The sequence below is a fragment of the Pelosinus sp. sgz500959 genome (assembly GCF_042610375.1).
Classification (GTDB): Bacteria; Bacillota; Negativicutes; order DSM-13327; family DSM-13327; genus CTSoil-075.
The window spans coordinates 18,641-34,056 of record NZ_JBGJZL010000013.1 but is presented as its reverse complement, the minus strand read 5'-3'; the positions used below and the strand labels follow the sequence as shown (position 1 = coordinate 34,056).

Here is a 15,416-nt window from a genome sequence, read left to right as displayed (position 1 = left end):
ATAGTGTATCAGTAATAAATTATTGAACTGGATAATATGTGATTAAACTGGAGTTTAGTTTTTATCCGTTCGCTCTGCTCTCTTCTATTTATTGAATCTAGATTTCTTATAAAATGTTGTGAATGGAATGGAGCTGTCTCAAACTATCATTTTGAGGCAGCTCCATTGTTTATGCCTAAAATTATAAATGTAGAATAAAATCAATTATTCTTATTACGATCCGATTTTTAAACTACAAGAAAAAGAGGATTCCATAAACCAAATATTATTATAGAATAAATTCTACAAGTGGCCGTTGATAATTCTTTTTTTAAGTTTTATCACAGCCCTATTTTTATATCAATAATAGAATATATTTGAAATGAAGGTTAAATTTATAATTGAGGGCATATCTTCTAAATTCAATAGCAAGGTATTTTGTAGGAGATTATCTGACTGAGATGCACTAAGGGAAATTATATATGAATGTGGCTGACATATATGGATAAAGAATTGAGAATTCACCTATAAGAAGTTACGAAACTATATTGGTCGCATATATTGTCTCATAGTGGTAATTTATACCTAACATACAAAATTAATACTATCCGTATCGGACATTAAAAACTATAACGTATAATTTTACAATGCAGAAATTCATTAGGATCGAAGATTGTTGCGCATTGTAGAATCAGTAAAATTTTGTCAATATTTTTAATAATTTGGCAGGTGATTTAATCCAATGAGAAGAAGTAATACATATGGTTATAGTTATTGTTATTGGTTAATTATGTCGATTCAGGACATCAGGTTAATAGGGGATCGCTTTAGATAATTGATTAAAAATGATGAAGATAACTATATATAAATGATCATTTATTGAGGGCTAAAGTATTATATTAGATTTTTATTTTTATGCTACCATACTCGAATTTAAGAAAGAACCTTCACCACGGTGAAATATTTAATAGTTCTGATTGTGAAACCGATTTTGTGAATTGTGGAGTAATTTGGAGATGATAAAATGTTAAAGAAACTTGGGCTTGATCAAACCAAGGTATATGAGAAATGCCTTGCCTTAGAAGAAATATCTATAATGTTGGTATCATTTGTAAATGGTCGTCCACACCATCTAGCAATTGGTGCTGAACAAGGCGATATTGATAAATGGGATGATTTAGTAATTAAGACCAATTCCGGTCGGTATATCCATGTGCAAGTTAAAAGGCAAATAACTGATTTTTCTTCTGATCCAATTACACGAGATAGGTATGTTCAAGGAAAAAGAAAAGATATACCTAGAGATCTATCTCCTCTTGATGAGACACTCAAAAGTCTAGGAGAAAGAATAAGAAATCAATCTGGTTCAAATGATTTGCAAAAGGAGTTTTGGTTAGAACTACCGGAAAGTTCAACAAAAATTAAAGAAGGACTTGAAATTAGGCATTTGAGAAACCTTTGTGAAGTTCAAATTAAAAATATTACTACTCCAGCCGATCTGATAGCTCTAGCTAGTAAGGATTCAAACGCTCATAATATTTACTTGTGGTTAACAACTTGGTGTGATTTTTTAAATTGGGAGCATATCCTTAGAGCATTTAGAATCCTGAAAATAAAAACATCTGGGTTTGAAACGGATATTCATGCTCGAGTGAAAAGTAACCTTAGCCAAATATTTAAAACAACAGAAATTGAACAAGTTCACAGGTTGATTCTTTCATATTTAGACGAAAATGCAACCTTTGCAGGTGCAATAAAACCTCGCCACTTATTGCATGAATTGAAAGGTTATTTACTTCCTAATATTTTTAGATGGACGCAATTCAAGACAGATGGTTCATCATGGGATATATCAGGGATCCATGATTTAGAAGATAATAATGAGATTGAAAGATCCTCTGTTATTGTCCCTTCATTATGGGCTACAGGCAATCCAAATGCCCGTTTTTTAAAAATTTATGGAGATTGTCCAGAGAGTTGCCTTGTTTCGGAGAGCTTAATGCGTCTATCACTACACCCTCAAGGCTCATTTGATATTCTATGTTCTGATAAATCTGGTTGGAAGAATTCAATTAAAACCAAAACAGGAGGAACTCTTGGCTTAGCAAAAAATGATTTCAATGATTTACGGATATTGGATGGGTTAGAACCCTCTTCGCCAAGTGAGAAAAAAGAGTTTACTACAATTGATGCAAAGGAAAAACTTGCTGAAGAACTACATAATGAAATGCATAAGGCCACCTTAAAACTTGTAAATAGTGCAATGTTGGATAAGATTCGAGAAATGAACAGAGGTGAGCTCAGAACTGAAGTAGAAAGCCGGTGGACAACTTGGAAATATTTACTTGAAAACAATGTAGAAGAACAAAGAAAACTGTTTTCAAAAATACTTCATCCTAAAGCTGAAGGAAAATCAATCTCTGGAGAACTACGAGTTGGCCCCAAAACGGCAGAGCTATTATGTGAGGCGGTTTTCCTTTTATTAATAGTATCTGTATGTTTGAGCGATGAAGATAACAAAAGCTGGGTGGCCGTAACAAATAAGTTAAAAATGACCTCGGTTGGTCTTGTTTATTGGAGTGGCCCTGCAGAAGGAACAAGTAATGTGATTGAAATTGATGATGATAGTGGTATCGGTAAGTTACTTGAAAATGAATCAGGGCAAATAATAATAATTCCCCAGTCAGAACTTACGGATACAGAATTTTTTAAAGATGATATATCTGGTGATACGACAAAACGAGGATTATTGACACATCCCAATTACCCCAAATTATTGATTACGAAAGACAGAAATTTTAAAAAAAAGCTAGCAGATGGTATTATTTCAGAGTTAAGAGAGTATTTCCAAGGTAGCTTAGATAAATACGAAAATATTAGAGAATCTGCAGTCAATGAAGTAGTAAGATGAGGTGGTAGTATGAAATTCGATAGAATAAAATCAAAAATCCGTGATATGATCAATGATCGCTTTGAATTTGAGGATAATGCTATTTTTGAAAGTGAATTACTAAGTCTTGCTGATGAAAATCTCAAGAATAAGGGAATTCTTCGAATTAAACGTTTGGGCATAAAAGTTGATAGCTGGAAAACCCTTGCACTAGTTGAAATAGAAGCCGATGATGAAAATGACATTAAAGTTGAACTAAAAAAAGCCATTAGCTGGCTAGCCGCTGTAAAAGAATTTCTTTTAGGAACTGAGAGTACCGATCTGTATCTTTTTTTAGCATTTAATGGTGAGGTTTGTATAGAAGAATGCCTCCGTATTGAATCTACAGAGCAGTTTTGTCGTAAATATGTTCTATTACCAGGTGAAGAAATTTCTGAATTTGTGAACCGCACTTTTCTTCAAAAACTCATCAATAGCGGAGCCACTATTGATGGTGAAGATCCATTGGAAAGAGCATTTTCTGAAACTGCTGCAAAATACAAATGGTTAACTCCTGAAATCCAAAAAACATGGAAGAAAGCATTTTCTGATCTTTCAGGGAGTGAACTTGTTGATGCACTTCTCAAAGAGGAGGAGTTAGTATGAAACACATAGAAAAAATTATAATAAACAATGCACGTAGATTAGGTGAAAATGTTGAATTTGATTTCGGTACAGGAGCTACAATCATTCTCGCTCCAAATGGAACGGGCAAAACTACTGTTTTTGAAGCCCTTGAGTTGGCTTTAACTGGCAGGATTAAACGAATTGAAAATTTCTCGGATGCTATTATCAGAAATGGATTATCAGAAATGAATGTCCGACTAGAATTTTCAAAAGGTAAATATTGTAAAGTTAACTATAGTAGAGGTGGGGTATGCATAAAAGAAGGCAATTATGGAGAATTATTTGAAACTGAAAATAATGTATCCTTGCCTTATCTATTTAGGCTAACTCATTTTCTTGAACAACGTTGCAAAGAGTGGTTGGTTGAACAAGATGATAAAGTTGCAGGTAGTCTTCTCACTCAACTACCGATTGGAAAAGATTTACAAAATATTATGTCGAAAAAGACTAGTTTTTTAAGAGCACTTGGAGGAACTGAAACCAATTCAGAAAATGCTTTAAATGAGTCAAAAAAAATTCTTTTTGAATTTGAAAAGTTAATAGCCAAAAGAGATGGACTTGCTACCGTTTCCACGCTCACTCCATTAGAAGAAATCGTAGAAAAACTTCGACTTGCTAGTAAATTAACTGATTATGAAGATTATAATGATGAGCATAATGTAACACCTATTAATACCTATTTTGAAAAAATTAGAGTTTCAATTAAACAAAAGAACAACATTAAAAAAGACTTAGTTATAAGGCTAAATACTCTAAAAGAGCGAGTGCCACTTTATATTTCAAATTTAGAGTTATTGAATTATAAATACAGAGTTATTACTGAATGTTCGGATAAAATAGCTAAGTTAACGCCAATTGTAGAACAGATAAAAAAAGATATCCAAGGTGTAAAGGATAGTTTATCTAGTATTAAAGATGAAATAAAGAAACTAAACTCAGTCAAATCTATGTTCGAAGAAGTTGAACATAAAAAAGTATCTCTTATTATAAAAGAAACAGAGCTAAAGCAGAATGAAAAAGTGCTAGATGAATTAAAGAAATCTTATGGGGCGACGATTGAATACCTTAAAAAAAATGAACGACTTCGAGATCAACATAAGCTTACAGAGGATGCAATTCAAAAGGAAAAAGAACTTCTAACTCAAACAGAATTGAAGAGAGACTTTCAAGGGAAATGGCAAAATCTTTCAACTATTAACCAAGAAATTCTTGAAAAAAGAATACCTGAATTTGAAAAGAAAAAAGATGAATATTTAAAATTAATATTTGGCTTTGATAATGAAGTTTCTAAAGCAGAAGAAGTATATTTGACGAAAAAGAATATACTTGAGTCTCTAAATAAGGCCACTGGCGCTATACAAGATGCTGTTAGTAATATTAGAAAGCACTTAACTGAGAATCAAGAATACTGCCCTGTTTGTCAAGCCAATTATGAACCGAATGAATTAATTACGCGAATAGAAGTATCGCTTAATAAATTAAATCCCGCTACACCACTAGCTATTATTGAAGAGAAAAACTCCTTAGCGGCTCTTGAAGCTGCTAAAGAAAAAAGAAAAAGCGAAAATCAAAAGCTACTTGATATTGATTCTGAATTAAATGTAGAGCATATCAAATTAGAAGCAAATCAAAAGAAAATTTCGGAAAGTTTCCTCCCACAATTTCCTGGCTTAAAAACCCCTGAGGAAGCTAATACATATATTGAGGAACAGATTGCTCAAATTACATCTCAGATTAGTGAGTTAGAGGCTAGTAAAAGTGAGCTTGAGCCAGAAGTGGCTATTCAAGAAATAGACAATGCCAATCTGAAGAAAAGTGAAGACGAAAGATCTATAAATGAATTAAATATTAAAAATAGAAATTTGCAAAATGAGATTAAAATCGAAATAGCAGATATTAACAATATTAATGAATCTTTGAGTGGGAAAGAAAAAAAAGAAATTTCTGAAATGATTTCTCAAAAGTTAATCCAAGAGGAAGAAAAGATAGATTTCATTCAGAAGGCGGATGCAGAATTATCTAAAAATGAATTGGAACTCAAAGAATGTCAGGAATCCTTATTAAGCGAGAATGAAGCCATTTCCAAAATAAAAGGTAGTCAAGAGGGTATCAGTACTGAATGGAAACAAGCTGGACTTGAAGCGCAACCAAATAAAGAGATATTAGATGCAAAACACGAAATAGTTTTAAAAGCGATTGATGAATTAGAAAAAGTAGATACAAGTTTAAATGTAATCGAACAAGATTTAGCTAGCTGGCGAACGGCTGAAAAGTTTCAGGATGCTGAAAATGAGATAAAAAAACAAATAGGTGATTCTAGTGAAAAAGCCTATTTGGATTTTCTTAGAATCTCTGTAGACAAAAAAAATAGTACACTACTTAAGATTCAAGAAAAAAGTAGGGCTATGGATTTGTTTTTCTCAAAAGTTACATTAGAATCTGAACGGATTAATGAACAATTAAACTCCATTAATGAGCCTTGGAAAAGATTGTTAAAGAGGATTGTTATTAATCCATTGATATCTACTGCTCCTTTATTGAGCAATTCTACTTTAAGGAATAAGCCAATAGCTAAAACTTCTGCAACTATTCATAAACAAAATACTGATATTGCAAATATAGCAAGTGAAGCTCAACTTACTGACCTACAATTAACTCTTATGCTATCAATGGCTAATAAATATCAATGGACCCAATGGAAAGCTCTACTTTTAGATGATCCTACTCAACATCATGATCTTGTTCATGCATCGTCAGTATTTGACGTGTTAAGAGATTACATTATAGACTTGGATTATCAAGTAATGATGAGTACTCATGATTCCATACAAGCTAAATTTTTTCAGAGAAAACTAGAAAACGAAGGAGTTCCATCTAAGATATACCAATTAATTGCTCGAAAAAATGGTGTGAGTGCAGAACGTATGGTTTAAAAAATTACAACCATTGTTGAAAATTAGATAGTTTTCTCTGTTGCTAGTATCATGGCTTCCAATATTAAATTACTATATATGAATTAAATGAGAATTTCTACACGTGTTATATAGCATGAACTCACGGGAGGGATATTGATGCGCATACTACATACCGCTGATTGGCATCTTGGTAAAACTCTAGAAGGCAGGGATCGACTTCCTGAACAGGTGCAATTTATTGAGGAAATCTGTGAAATTTGCAAACAGGAAAAAGTGGATTTAGTATTGATTGCTGGAGATGTATTCCAATCATCCAATCCTAGTGCGGCTGCGGAAGAATTGTTTTATGATGCTATAGATCGGTTGTCAAATCATGGTACACGGGGAGTAGTTGTAATTGCCGGAAACCACGATAATCCTGAGCGTTTATGCGCCCCTTCACCCTTGGCAGAGCGCTTGGGAATTACATTAATTGGACTTCCTAAAGATGAAATTAGGATATCCTCACGGGGAAATGGTAAGCGGGTGCAACGAATTGCATGTGGTCAATCGTGGTTAGAATTGGTTATTCCAGGATGTGAAGATTCAGCAATTATTGCGGCATTACCGTACCCATCAGAGGGGAGATTGAAACAACTTATTACGCAGAATTTACTCGAAGTTGATATGCAGAAAGGCTACAATCAGTGTATAGCTGATACGATGGCTAGACTAAGTGCTAATTATCGGCGTGATACAGTAAATCTAGCCATGAGCCATATCTTCGTTAAGGGAGGAATTGAATCAGGTGCCGACTCAGAAAATAAAATCCAACAGGTAGGCGGAGCATATGCAGTCGACCCTTTAGTGTTTCCTTCTGGAGCGCAATATGTTGCTCTTGGGCATTTACACCGGCCACAGAAAATAGATGGTTGTATTGCACCTGGTCGTTATGCTGGTTCACCGCTTGCTTATAGTTTCTCTGAAGTAGGGTACAGGAAATCAGTAACATTAGTAGAGGCTTTACCTGGGCAGGAAGCCCAAGTGCGTGAAATTTACCTATCTTCAGGTAGGCCATTAGTAAAATGGTCGGCTAAGGAAGGTATCGCTCAGGTGTGCCATTGGGTCGAAAGTGGCCTAGATAGAGATGCATGGATTGACGTTGAAGTTCATATTACTAAGCCGCTAACAATGGATGAAATCCAGAAATTACGTAGTCTATATACTCGATTTATTCATATTAGACCAGTCATTAGTCAAAATGGGAAAGAAAGTGTATTGACTATAGAAGAGATAAGGAATCTACCAATTGATAAAATGTTCATTCGTTTTTTCGAACGGTATAATAGTGGACTAAAGCCAGATGATGCCCTTGTTAAGTTATTCTTAGACTTGACCCAAAGTGCTGACAAAGAGGAATCAGTCAAAGATTTGGAGGGTGAAATTGCGTGAAGCCACTTTGTTTAAAAGTTTCTGGATTACATAGCTTTCGTGACGAACAGGAAATTCGTTTTGATACATTATCAGATCTTGGTGTATTTGGTATTTTTGGACCAACAGGTAGCGGTAAATCTTCAATATTAGACGCTATGACCTTGGCACTGTATGGTACAGTTGTGCGAGCTAAAAATAATAAGCAGGGAATTATTAATCATGCGGAAAAAACACTAGCAGTTTCTTTTAAATTTGCTTTAGGAACTGCACCTAACCGTAAAATTTACCGAGTAGAGCGTAGTTATAAAACAAAGGATCATCTTTCGGTCGCTAATGTACAGAGTCGTTTGATTGAAACGATAGATGATACGGACGTTGTCGTTGCAGAGAAAGATGGAGAAGTGACGGCTCACATTACTCAATTATTAGGGTTAACTCCTGACGACTTTACGCGTGCTGTTGTATTACCCCAAGGACGTTTTGCCGAATTTTTAACACTGAATAGCAAGGATCGGCGGCAAATGTTAGAACGGTTATTTTCACTGGAACAGTATGGTAAGGGGCTAGAGGAAAAATTAAAGACTAGATTGAATGAAGCATCAAGTAGCCGCGATCAACTTGAAGGTGAACAAAAAGGACTGGGTGATGCATCAAGTGTAGTGCTACAAAAATCTGAAGAAACTTTGGTACAAGTTAAAGCTGCAGAGTTAATAGCTGATCAACAATTGCAGTCGATAAAAGAGAGCTATGAACAAGCGAAAAAGATTTATAATTTACAACTTGAATTGAATAATAAAGAGCAGGAATTTGAAAGACATAAGGAGCAACAGTCCGAAATTGAAAAGATAGTTAACGAGATTTGTTTAGCAGAAAAAGCTATGATTATTCTTCCAGTTATTGAAGAACGAAATAAGTTAGCAATGGAGGAGGCTACAGGGCAAGTAACTTGCAGAAGAGCTTGCCAGGAGACATTGCGGCTAAAAAAAATGGCAGAAGGTCTGCAGGTACAGTATGATTTGGCGCACAAGGAACGAGTTGAAAATGAACCTAAACTAATTGTACGCATGACTCAACTTGAATCAGCCAGAAAAATGGAAGATGAAGTGAGTGTGTTGCAAGGAATCATTGATCAGGTTCGTCAAGAATATATGGAGCAAATTCAGCAACAACAGCAAATTGTCATTAGCATTAGAGATGATAGTAATATTCTGGCGCAACTCACTGAAACGATTCGTAAAGATCAAATTGAATTAAATCAAAATACTGTTGAAACTGAGCATCGTGCTCAGATACAAGATGGGATGCAGAAAGCTAATGCTGTCGAACGTGAAATGCAAATTCTACTCAAAGAAAAGAAGAGTGTGAAGGATCGACAAAATGAACTCGCTAAGATAAGGGCAGATCAAGTCAATGCGGAACAAATTCTACTAAAAAATGAGCAAGAAGTTTTATTGGTGGAACATGGTGAGGATGAGGCGTTGAAACAGAGTTTAGTTAATGAGGAGACGTTGGCGCAAGTAGACGTAAGATTGGCTGGCATGAAGATCCAGGTTAATCAATTAAGAGAGCTTGAATCAAAAATAGATTCTGAGAGTAAGCTTATAACGACTTTACAAACAAGTTTACATACATCTAAGCAAATGCAAGTTGAAGCTGTGAAAATATATCAAGATAATAAAGAAAAGTTGGAATTTCTAAATAAGAAACTAACGGAATTTATATTAAGTGATAAGAAAGTATTAGCAGCAAAGTTGGCAGCAGAACTAGAAGAAGGACAGACTTGCCCCGTATGCGGTGCGCTAGATCATCCTTGTGTAGCAGTTGCTTTTGACGAGGTTGAAGATAGCTCTAGCCATAAGGATGATTTGAAAAAAGAAATTGAAGAGACTAAGCTCAGAGCTGACACCGCTGAAGCCGAATTACGTAAGATTGCGGATAGGATTATCTCAGAACAGACGAGGTTAGAATCAGTATTAGCAAACAGCAATGTATTGAGTGACAGTATTGAGGCAATTAGGAGTGTATTAGCAGATGAATTAGGGGAAGATGCATCAGGCAGACCATTTACTAACTTTTTTCTAAATTTGATTATAACTCAAGAAAGCTATATACGGGGTCAAAAGGATAATTTAAAAACATGGCGTGAGGCTCGAAAAAAAGCTGAAGATATACTGAAAAAATTGCGCCAACAGGCTGCTGATGCTAAATCTAAGGTTATTGGGGAACAGCAAAAGGGTGATTCGAAAGAACAGGAGTTAGCAAGGGCAAATATTGAACTAGCTGAAACTGAAAAACGGCTTAGCGTTGATATTGATTTGCTTGCTAATGTTTTACAAAAATTAGGTATAACTATTCAGGATATAGGTATTACTGGTGTACAATGTATTCGCAAATTAGCAACTGAAGTTACCGAAAAAGACCAGTACGCCGAGCAGTTGCGAATTAAATTAGATCGATTGCGGCAGGAAGCTAGTTCGTCTCAGGTGAAAGTTGATAATTTACAGAAGATTGAACAGCAACTAAGGGTAGAATTATCAGGGTTACAATCTCGTATTGAATCTGAAGAACGAATTGTAAAGGATAAGTGGTCACAATTAAATGAGATTACTGAGGGTATTCCAGTAAAGGGCCTATTGTCACAAGTTGAAGATAATTTATTTCAGATTAAGCAGACAGAAAAAGACACCAAGAATACTTATGATGAAAATAATATAGCCTGTGTGAAGGCTGAACAAGAGCAAGCTAAGGCTGAAGCACAGTTATCAAATCTGGTAGAAAGGCTTCAACAAGTTAATGAAAAACTGATCGATCAATTGAAAGAAAAAGGATTTAGTTCGGCGGATGAAGTTGGCGAAGCAGCCATAGAACCTACCGAGCTACAGGTAAAAAGGAATAAAATAAATACTTATCGAGATTATGAAAAACGATTGTCAGCTCAGTGTGATCAAATTGTTAGTAATCTTGGTGGCAAAAGAATTTTACCTCAAGAGTGGATAGATATTCAGCAGGAATTAGCCCAGGCTATTGATGAAACAAATAAAATAATCGAAAGACGTATAGTGGCTGATAAGGAGTACCGTGATTTGCAAGCAAAACACCAGCGGTGGGCGAAACTGGAAATCCAACTAGCAGACGTTCGGGTCGAACTTGGACATTTACAGATGTTGAAAAATCTGCTAAAGGGCAACATGTTTGTGGAATTCTTGGCCCAGGAACAAATGGAGCTTGTTTTGCAGTATGCTTCGGAAAGGCTAAAGCAACTTACGCGTAATCGTTACGCTTTGGAAATAGATTCGGACGGCGGATTTATGATCAGAGATGATGCTAATGGCGGAGTCAGGCGTCCAGTAGCAACTTTGTCCGGTGGAGAGACGTTCCAAACATCGTTAGCATTAGCCTTAGCTTTATCGACGCAGATTCAATTAAGGGGTAAACATCCATTAGAATTTTTCTTCCTTGATGAGGGATTTGGCTCATTGGACCAAAGTTCACTAGATATGGTGATATCGACATTAGAAACACTGCATTTAGAGCGAATGACGATTGGCATCATTAGTCATGTTGCTGAGCTTCAGCAACGCATGCCACGTCGGTTGATAGTCGAACCGGCCGAATCCGCAGGGAAGGGGAGTCAGGTGTGGATTGAAATTGCTTAAGTCATTATGATCTAATAGCGAAAAGCTGGGTTCTGATTCGAAAAATTTAAGAAGTCAAAGACAACCTATCTTCATAAGAATATTCAGCTGAGATACCCATAATTTTATTAAAAAACTCAACCTCAGAGGGGCAGATTGAATTTCTTCAACCTGCCCCTTAAATAATCATATGCGATACCTTAGTGAGCGAACTTTTGCAGTTGGCTGAGAAAGCTTTATTTGTGAAAAAAATCTTTAATAAGAATTTCGAAGGGTTATGAGCATTAGCTCATGATCCGAACGAATCTGTCCGGCTAAGTTTTGATTGTTTCTTATATGTTAAATTAGCGTTGGTCTTTAAATGAAAATTTTATTGAGATACTGGAATAATTGAGGAACTACTAAAAAACCTACTCTGTGCATAAGGCTGGTGAGAAAGTAGGTCCTACGCCTATGGCTGTGATTACTGATGAGCGACTAGCCTCCCCATCAAGTATTACTGCACTACATAAACTTGCTCAAGTATGTAGTCTTCTGTCTATAATGTTGAGTGTAAATGAATCACCATCTGATTTGGTTAGTCTTTTTAAGGAAGCGGGCAGTTAAGTCCCGGGTTTACACAGGAAAAGAGTTAGTCACAATGGCCTATGAGCTAATGGAACTGGGGAAAAAGACCCGGCAAAGAAAATGTAATGATGGCATTGCCAAAGGGTATCGAGGGAAATTCGCTTATTACAGCTGCCAATGTGTTGAGCCAAGTTGGCAGAAGAAATTTATATTAAAGCTATTGATGATATAATAGATGAAGATCTGAAAGAATTTATCTAGGAATCGCTGAACAAGGTACGTGAAAAAAGTGAGTTAATTTCACCAGCGGCGGCCATACGGACGGGCAAGTGAATCTATATATTACAAGAAGGCAGTATTAACGACATTATTGAGATTCAATCTCCTGCACATGAGCAGACTTACTGTTAGATATAGATAAACCGTTTTTTAATAGCGTGGTCGATTTCGGGGTTCTGGTGCGAAAACTTGAAAAGGTCAGAGATCCCTCTGCTTGTACTAAAATGTTAAGCTGAAATTCCCATAATCTTATTTATAAAGTCAACCTCAGCGAGGGCAGACTGAATTTCTTCAATCTGCCCTTTCCTGATCATATGCATAACCTCAATTCCACAAATTGTTTTCTCAGCAGTTTCAAAACTATCAAATCCAAGCATTGGTTTAACCTTTCGTTTAATAAAACGATGATCCTGTTCAATAATATTGTTTAGATATTTTACTTTTCTAAGCGTTGTTTTGACAGAGAGGATTCCGCTATAAATCATTTCGTGAATAGCAACCTCGGTCGCAGCATACTTGTCAGTTGTTATTACCCTTGGTTGCTGATTATATGTGGCTTTTAAAGCTTTTTTAAAGAACTTCTTAGCGGCATCTTTGTCGCGGTGCTCAGATATAAAAAAGTCTATTGTCTTTCCTTTAGAATCTACTGCACGATATAAATATGTATTTTTGCCTTTGATTTTCAGATAGGTTTCATCCATCCGCCAAGAATCATTCGTAGGTTTAATATGTTTTCTGAGCTTCTCGCTAATAATGGGGGTTCTGGTGCGAAAACTTGAAAAAGTCAGAGATCCCTCTGCTTGTACTAGAATGTTAAGCTGAAATTCCCATAATCTTATTTATAAACTCAACCTCAGCGAGGGCAGACTGAATTTCTTCAATCTGCCCTTTCCTGATCATATGCATAACCTCAATTCCACAAATTGTTTTCTCAGCAGTTTCAAAACTATCGAATCCAAGCATTGGTTTGATCTTTCGCTTAATAAATCGATGATCTTGCTCAATAATATTATTAAGATATTTTACTTTCCTAAGTATTGTTTTGACAGAAATGATGCCACTATAAATCATTTCATAAATAGCAATTTCAGTTGCAGCGTACTTATCAGTTGTTATTACTCTTGGTTGCTGATTATGTCTAGCTTTTAAAGCCTTTTTAAAGAAATTTTTCGCGGCATCTTTATCACGATGGTCAGATACAAAAAAGTCGATAGTCTTTCTTTGAGAATCTACTGCTCGATATAAATAGGCATTTTTACCCTTGATTTTCAGATAGGTTTCATCCATTCGCCACGAGTCATTAGTTGGTTGAAGATGCTTTCTGATCTTCTCGCTAATAATTGGAGAATATTGATGGACCCATCTCATAATTGTTGTGTGAGTTAGGTTCAATCCTCGCTCTTGCATCATTTCAACAAGCATTCTGTAGCTTAGTGGATATTTGAGGTACCAACGAATACACAACATTATAATTTCAGATTCGAAATGCTTCCCTTTAAATAAATGCTGTGACATTCTTTTTACCTCAACTTTTAAGTTTAGGGTAACGACTATATCACGGCTTTATTTTTTGCACCAGAACCATTTATTTTACTCAAATTTTATGTTTGAAATGTCGAAATATGCAACAATTCGACAACAATGTATACGAATCATTGACTTTTAAAATCTATTTTGCTATGATATGCACAAGTTAAATATAGACTTGTGAAGGGGGTAGAAAAAAAGATAATTGAAGTGGAAAATAATATAGGTGAAAAAAGTATATTCCTCGAGTGAGGTCTATTTTTTTTGTGCTTTTTTAGAAGAAATGAAAAATGTGAGGTATCGTTATGCCCAAATGGTTCTTTGACAATTAAATATCAACGGACAGATAGACCATTGAAATATTACGTGTGGGAAATATGAAAATGAGCTGTAGTAGTGAAACGTGACGAATTGGTATAGCCGAATAAATAATTAATAGAGACTCCAGGAAAAACAATATTTAGGGCGGTTATCAATATAAATTTTGGGGAGGCGATAAAATGGAAAAAACAGCTGAAAAATTGATTAAACATGTATTTTCTTTATCCCAAACCATTGGTAATCGCAATGTGGAGCAGAAAGAAGCATTGGATAGAACTGCCAACTATATTGATGAAGAATTTCAAGACTATGGGTACCAAGTTGATCGGCAATGCTATAGCGTTTCAGGCGAAGCATATTATGAGCCATTCTGCATGGACAAGGGTAATAGGGATACTCCATCAGTTAAAGCTTGTAATATCATTGCAACAAAAATCGGAAAAGAATATCCAAACGAAATAATGATCATCGGTGCTCATTATGATACTTGTGAAAATCCTGGGGCTGATGATAACGCTAGTGGTATTGCTGGGATGTTAGAAATAGCTCGGTTGTTATCAGGAATAACTACTAAGAGAACAATAAAATTCATTGCCTTTGCCAATGAGGAGCCACCATTCTTTCATACTGATATGATGGGGAGCTTAGTTTATTCGAAAGATGCCAGACAGTGAAATGAAGATATAAAGTTAGCCATAATCTTGGAAATGATAGGCTACTACTCCAACGAACCAAATTCGCAAGAGATACCCTTGCCACTACAAGAATGTTCTTTCCCTACCACAGGAAACTTTATTATGGGTGTTGCGAACCAGGTAGCTACTGTGATGATAGATGAACTGGAAGAAAAATTTAGTGAGACGTCAACAGTTCCAATGAAGACAATGATTGTCGATAACTTAGCATTCGTAGTCGAGGAGGTTAGTTTTTCAGATCACTGGTCCTTTTGGCAACAAGGCTATCCAGGCTTGATGATTACAGATACTGCCTTTTTGCGTAATTCTCATTATCATAGACCTACAGATATTTGGGATACACTTAATTATCAGCAAATGGCTGAGGTTGTTAAGGGCTTGGCGGAGTACTTGAAAGCAAAATAAGGAGGAGGTTGAAGTTCCTTTCATATTTGTTTAGTAAGAATATAAACGTGTAAATTTACTGTTTGACGGAAGAAATGTTTCAGAAACTGATATTTTGTCAATAATTATGATGATGTGGCAGGGA

At 35.6% G+C, this 15,416-nt stretch carries 8 protein-coding genes and 1 pseudogene; 7 read left to right on the top strand and 2 right to left on the bottom strand.

Annotated elements, in window-relative coordinates; genetic code table 11:
- The first annotated feature begins 1,003 nt into the window (after positions 1-1,003).
- From ACAN52_RS17690 to ACAN52_RS17670, 5 genes are all read left to right on the top strand, one after another.
- Positions 1,004-2,890, top strand: coding sequence for an ABC-three component system protein (locus ACAN52_RS17690; protein WP_378956285.1), 1,887 nt, complete (start codon positions 1,004-1,006; stop codon positions 2,888-2,890).
- Between the two features lie 9 nt (positions 2,891-2,899).
- Positions 2,900-3,514: an ABC-three component system middle component 1 gene (locus tag ACAN52_RS17685; protein WP_378956284.1), complete on the top strand. Its 615-nt coding sequence runs from the start codon at positions 2,900-2,902 to the stop codon at positions 3,512-3,514.
- Positions 3,511-6,468: a hypothetical protein gene (locus ACAN52_RS17680; RefSeq protein WP_378956283.1), complete on the top strand. Its 2,958-nt coding sequence runs from the start codon at positions 3,511-3,513 to the stop codon at positions 6,466-6,468. The genes ACAN52_RS17685 and ACAN52_RS17680 overlap by 4 nt, the downstream gene beginning before the upstream one ends.
- 138 nt (positions 6,469-6,606) lie before the next feature.
- The gene (locus tag ACAN52_RS17675) at positions 6,607-7,881 is read left to right on the top strand and encodes an exonuclease SbcCD subunit D (protein WP_378956281.1); all 1,275 of its coding nucleotides are present in this window, start codon (positions 6,607-6,609) and stop codon (positions 7,879-7,881) included.
- Positions 7,878-11,519: an AAA family ATPase gene (locus ACAN52_RS17670; RefSeq protein ID WP_378956280.1), complete on the top strand. Its 3,642-nt coding sequence runs from the start codon at positions 7,878-7,880 to the stop codon at positions 11,517-11,519. Before ACAN52_RS17675 ends, ACAN52_RS17670 begins: the two co-directional genes overlap by 4 nt.
- Positions 11,520-12,571: 1,052 nt before the next feature.
- Here ACAN52_RS17670 and ACAN52_RS17665 read toward each other — a convergent pair.
- Both ACAN52_RS17665 and ACAN52_RS17660 read right to left on the bottom strand, forming a co-directional pair.
- Positions 12,572-13,066, bottom strand: a pseudogene (locus tag ACAN52_RS17665) (IS6 family transposase); the annotation flags it as partial.
- A gap of 91 nt (positions 13,067-13,157) precedes the next feature.
- Positions 13,158-13,859: an IS6 family transposase gene (locus ACAN52_RS17660; protein WP_378956279.1), complete on the bottom strand. Its 702-nt coding sequence runs from the start codon at positions 13,857-13,859 to the stop codon at positions 13,158-13,160.
- Positions 13,860-14,371: 512 nt separating this feature from the next.
- Between ACAN52_RS17660 and ACAN52_RS17655 the strand changes: the two genes are divergently transcribed.
- Both ACAN52_RS17655 and ACAN52_RS17650 read left to right on the top strand, forming a co-directional pair.
- A complete protein-coding gene (locus ACAN52_RS17655) occupies positions 14,372-14,866 on the top strand; it encodes a M28 family peptidase (RefSeq protein ID WP_378956278.1) in 495 nt (164 codons plus the stop codon).
- Between the two features lie 123 nt (positions 14,867-14,989).
- Positions 14,990-15,292: a M28 family peptidase gene (locus ACAN52_RS17650; protein WP_378956277.1), complete on the top strand. Its 303-nt coding sequence runs from the start codon at positions 14,990-14,992 to the stop codon at positions 15,290-15,292.
- Positions 15,293-15,416: the final 124 nt, after the last annotated feature.

Coding starts and splice junctions, on each gene's coding strand:
- ACAN52_RS17680 (WP_378956283.1), top strand. CDS start 3,511: ATGAAACACATAGAAAAAATTATAATAAACAATGCACGTAGATTAGGT.
- ACAN52_RS17675 (WP_378956281.1), top strand. CDS start 6,607: ATGCGCATACTACATACCGCTGATTGGCATCTTGGTAAAACTCTAGAA.
- ACAN52_RS17655 (WP_378956278.1), top strand. CDS start 14,372: ATGGAAAAAACAGCTGAAAAATTGATTAAACATGTATTTTCTTTATCC.
- ACAN52_RS17690 (WP_378956285.1), top strand. CDS start 1,004: ATGTTAAAGAAACTTGGGCTTGATCAAACCAAGGTATATGAGAAATGC.
- ACAN52_RS17685 (WP_378956284.1), top strand. CDS start 2,900: ATGAAATTCGATAGAATAAAATCAAAAATCCGTGATATGATCAATGAT.
- ACAN52_RS17660 (WP_378956279.1), bottom strand. CDS start 13,859: ATGTCACAGCATTTATTTAAAGGGAAGCATTTCGAATCTGAAATTATA.
- ACAN52_RS17650 (WP_378956277.1), top strand. CDS start 14,990: ATGGGTGTTGCGAACCAGGTAGCTACTGTGATGATAGATGAACTGGAA.